At 73.6% G+C, this 4,466-nt stretch carries 4 protein-coding genes; all 4 read right to left on the bottom strand.

Annotation, left to right across the window (positions count from 1 at the left end; all coding sequences use genetic code 11):
• Positions 1-28: 28 nt before the first annotated feature.
• Positions 29-1,483 (bottom strand): hypothetical protein, encoded by a 1,455-nt coding sequence (locus CLV37_RS26710; protein ID WP_106215775.1) that lies wholly within the window; start codon positions 1,481-1,483, stop codon positions 29-31.
• Positions 1,480-1,806, bottom strand: coding sequence for a hypothetical protein (locus CLV37_RS27305; RefSeq protein ID WP_146149638.1), 327 nt, complete (start codon positions 1,804-1,806; stop codon positions 1,480-1,482). The genes CLV37_RS26710 and CLV37_RS27305 overlap by 4 nt, the downstream gene beginning before the upstream one ends.
• Positions 1,807-1,992: 186 nt before the next feature.
• On the bottom strand, positions 1,993-3,558 hold the full coding sequence (locus tag CLV37_RS27985; RefSeq protein ID WP_170127543.1) for a vWA domain-containing protein: 1,566 nt from the start codon (positions 3,556-3,558) through the stop codon (positions 1,993-1,995).
• Positions 3,555-4,466: hypothetical protein (locus CLV37_RS27980; RefSeq protein ID WP_106215774.1), on the bottom strand; the 912-nt coding region annotated here is incomplete at its 5' end. The genes CLV37_RS27980 and CLV37_RS27985, both read right to left, overlap by 4 nt.

The raw sequence follows: 4,466 nt of genomic DNA, 5'->3' as shown, positions 1-4,466 counted from the left end.
CGGTCGAGGCTGAGGCCGCCCACTACGCTTACCTCAACGACTCCATCCCGGAGTCGTGTCCCACATGAAGACGGCAGAGAAGCCGTGACGCTTCACTGTGGTTGTAGCGTCCGCGCCGGTTGCGCCGCGAACGTGACTGCTGCGCAGGCGAAACTCTTTCGGCCCGCAGGTGCACGTTCTGGCCCACCGCCAGCGGCGTACCCGTATCACGTCCGCGAGCTCCCGCCACGCGCAGATCCGTCAGAGTGAGCACCAGTTCACCTGCCGAGGACATGCGCGTCCCGGTCACCGTCGCGCGCAGCGCCGTTCCCCGCAGGGTTCCCGCCGCACGGGTGCTGGCCATGCCGACCTCACCCCCGCCCACCGGCAACGTGTCCTCGTCCGCTCCTGCGCTCTCTGCGGTGTCCGTTGCCGTGTCCGTTGCCGTGTCCGTCGCGACGACTGCGGTAGCGGCAGCGGCCCAACCTTCCACGACCGCATCGACGCGCAGGCGGCACACCAGGCGGTCAGCGACCACCTCGGCCTCACCGTCCAGCAGCCAGCTGATGCGGCCGGTGACTACCGAGCCCTCGAACCGCGCGCGGTCGGCCACCAGGGGATCGTCCAGCACCTGCGAGGCGAACAGTTCCGTCGCATCGCAGCGCGTCGCCAGCCCGAGCGCGGCCTCGGTGCGGGTGTCGTGACGGCGGAAGTCCCACCCACCGCTGAGGCGGGTCAGGTGGTAGGCCCAGGACCGTTCATCGGCCTCGGCTGCGGCTTCCAGTCCCGGAAGCGTCTGGCCGGCAGCGGTGACTTCGGCCAGCGTCAGCAGCGCCGCCCCATGGCCGGCAGACGCCGGGACGCCAAGCCAGTGCCGCCACGTGTCCAGGTGCCGGTCCGCGGTCGGGGCCGCACCGGGGTACCAGCGGGCTGCGCACGCTGCGACGACGTTGAGCACTGCCGCGCTGCCGGGGTGTTCAGCCCGCTGCAACCACCAGGCCAGCACACTGGCCTGCGCGTCCCAGCGCCCACCGCGCGCCGTCGCCGTCAGTACCCGCTGCAGACGGCCCAAGGTGGCCGCATCGGCCACCACCAGCGTCCGGAACGGTTCGGACACGTCCTGCGCGCTCGCCCCCGCCGATGACGTCGTGGACGACGTCCTGACGGTCGCGCCCCCCGACGGTCCCGAGCCTGCGGTGTACGCGGACAGGTCGACGGTTTCCCCGATCCCTAGGGCCGCGAGCGCCGAGAGGGCGTCGGGGCCGTGGCCGGTGGCAGTGCGCACGGCGGCGTCGCTCGTGGCGGTGGTCGTGGCGGTGGTGGTGGGCGTGTCTGCGACGCGCTCGGTGACGGTGAGGGTCAGCGCCCCGCCGGGACCGGTGTGAACCTCAGCGGCCACGGCGCGGCGGGCGGGCAGGAGGGGAGCGTAGGTGGAGCGGGCGACGACGTGACCGGTGCTGGCCGCGCGCAGTCGCGCGGCGAGGTCGTAGTGCTCGGTACTCACGTGTCGTCTCCGTTTCGGCGGGTGGCGGCAGGATGCGCTGCGGCGGGGTCGAGAGGGGGGAGAGGGGTGGTCCCGGTCGGTGCGCCGTGTCGTGCGGCGGCGGACCAACCTGCCCACAGGGCCGGAAGCGGTTCGGGGGCCTGTGCCGGGTCCACTGTCGGGTCCGCTGCCGGGTGCGTTGCGGTGGGCGGCGGCGTGGCTCCCAGGGGCAGGCTCAGGATGGTGTCGATCGTCACGCCAGTGCCGACGAGAAGGGTTGCGGCGTAGTCGAGGAGTTCGGCGTCAATCGGCGGTCCGTCGTTGGTGTCTGCGTCGTCCTCCATGCTCGAACTCTAACGTCAATCTGTAGTGAGGGCAATAGTGTTTAGGTGTGAGTTTGCGGGGCCGGCAGTCAACCGCTGGCGGAGGGTCGCACGGTGAGTCCGTGCGACCGTCCGGTGCGGGAACCTCAGATCCGGCGACCGGTCACGCGACCGGTCGCCGGGGCCGTCGCGAGGTCAGGCGCAAGCTCAGGAGACGGGGATCGCGAGCGTCTGCGCCCATGGGGGCGTTGAGGACATCAGCGGGGAGTTCTCGTCCTCGCCCAGCAGCCCGACGATCAGCCGCGAGCGGCTCGGAACCTGGGGCCAGGGCGTACCCCCGTCGGTCAAGACCACGATGACGTCCGGACGCGGGCGCAGGGCCTCAGCGGCGGCGATACCGACGCGCATGTCGGTTCCGCCGCCGCCGACGATCTGCACGTCCTGGCCCAGCGTGGCCAGGCGGCGAACGCGGGTGGTGGCCGCGACCTGCGCGTCACAGGCCAGGACCGCCAGGCCCCGATCGGACACCCCGCAGGCCTTGACGACTCCGCGGACCTCGGCCACGGCGGCGCGCAGCAGGTGCGGCCCCACCGAGGCGGAGGTGTCCAGCACGATCGCAGCGCTCACCTGCGGACGGCGCGCGCCGGGGGTCACGATCCCGGGCAGGCGGTGGCGGGGAAGGCGCGTGTAGGTCGGCTGCGTCTGACCGGCGCGGTAGGCCAGCGCGCGGCGCACCGTGGCCGACAGGACCCGCCGCCAGTCCACGACCGGTTCGCTCAGCTCCTGCTCGGCCCAGCGGCGCAGGCCCGCAGGCACGGTCCCGCGACCGGCCCCGGCGCGTGCGCTGTGCTCGCGCACCTGGTGGGCCACCGTGCGGCGGATCACGCGAGCGCGGGCATGGCCCACGACCGGCGCGGCGTTGGCTGCCGTACCCGCCTCAGCGCCTGCTTCAGTGGCCGCAGCACCGGCCCCAGCAACGGCGGCCGGAAGCTCCCAGGAGGCGGGTTCGTCGCCTGCACCCGAGCCGCAGCCACCGCCCGAGCCGCAGCCACCGCCCGAGCCGCAGCCACCGCCCGAGTCAGCATCGGAGCCGGAGCCGGAGCCGGAGCCGCAGCCGCAGCCGGAGCCGCAGCCGCAGCCGGAGCCGGAGTCGGAGCCGGAGTCAGCACCGGACTCGGTCGAGGACTGCCCCTCGTCCGGCGTGGTGTTCGGCGCGCCGTCGCGCATGAGGGCGCGGTAGTAGGTTTCCTCGATCCCCGCGCTGGCCAGCCCGAGGGCGGTGGGGGTCACGACCCCTTCGGGCAGCAGCACCCCTGCGGCGAGCAGGTCGTCGTTGATCGCGGCGTCGGTGGCGTAGTTCCACACCTCGTGGTTGCGCTCAGGACCCAGCGCCTGACCCCGGCCCGCGTGGTCGCGCAGGAGGTGACTGACCTCGTGGTTCAAGACTCCACCGGCCACAGCCGGCCCCCACTGCGCCAGCACGGCCGGGTCCAGGTACATGCGCCACGATCCGTCGACGGCGAACGTCCCCAGCCCCTCAGCGGCGTAGGGGATGGTCGCGAACAGGGCGTGGGCGTAGTACGGGCAGTCCTGCAGCGCCCGCGTGCGAGCAGCCACCAGCAGACGGTGCTCAGCCTCGCTCAGCGGGCGGACGTGCACCTGCGTGCCTGCCGTCGCGGTGCTGTCCGCGTCGGTGTCCGCGTCGGTGTCCGCGTCGGTGTCCGCGTCGGTGTCTGCGTCGGTGTTCACGTCGGTGCCCAGGGCCGCGCTCACGCCGCGTCCTCAGTCGCGCCCGCAGCAGCGCTCACCGTGCTGGCCGGGGCGTTGGCCGGGTCCGTAGCGGTCGCGGGGGCGCTCGCGGGGGTGCTCTGCGTGGGCAGCAGTCCAGCGTCGGTGAGGACCTGCATGAAGCCCTTGGCCGAACTCGGCGGCGTCGCCCCAGCCGGGCGAGCGCGCATCAGTGACACCGCGAGCGCCGCCGCGACGTCGCCGCGACCGGCCTTGGCTGCGTGTCCCAGGGGTGCCCAGGCCTCGCGCCAGGCGGCGATGGTGCGCCGTCCGGTGCACAGGGCGACGACCCCGGCCAGGACCGCCCAGGCGCGCGAAGGTTCCAGGTTGGCCCAGTCCACGTCCCCGGGGGCGGCGAGCACGTCGTGGGGGTCGGGCAGGTCGTTGGCCCGCCGCCAGGTGAGGAACTCCGAGGCGGCGCCTTCTCCGACCAGGCCCGAGACGGCCAGCCACTCGGCTTCCTCCCCGGTGGGGTCGGAGGCGCACGGGGTCAGACCGGCCAGGACGGCGGCGCTCATGGCCCAGGTGCGCCGGGAGGGCCAGGGGCCAGCGGCCTTGGCGGCGTTGGCGGGCACGACGTGCAGCAGATCGGGGCGGGTGCGGATGAACGCGGCGACCTGCGCACCCGCGACGGTGCGGCGCGCAGGGGTCGGTTCGATCAGGCCGTCCAGGGCCGGGATGCGCCAGCCAGCGGTCATGCCCTCGATCCAGGCGTCGGTGCTGGGGGCGTAGTCCAGGTGCAGGAACCGGTTGGCCAGGGGGGCGTCGAGGTCGTCGCCGTCCACGGCGATGCTGGCCGGGTTGGCTGCGGCCAGGATGCGCACGGAGTCGGGCAGGTGCAGGTCGCCCACGGTGCGGTCGAGGATGACGCCGAGCATGGCCTTGCGGACGTG

This window comes from Kineococcus rhizosphaerae (assembly GCF_003002055.1).
Lineage (GTDB): Bacteria > Actinomycetota > Actinomycetes > Actinomycetales > Kineococcaceae > Kineococcus > Kineococcus rhizosphaerae.
The sequence above is the reverse complement of the archived record's forward strand: the minus strand, read 5'-3'. Positions and strand labels throughout refer to the sequence as shown.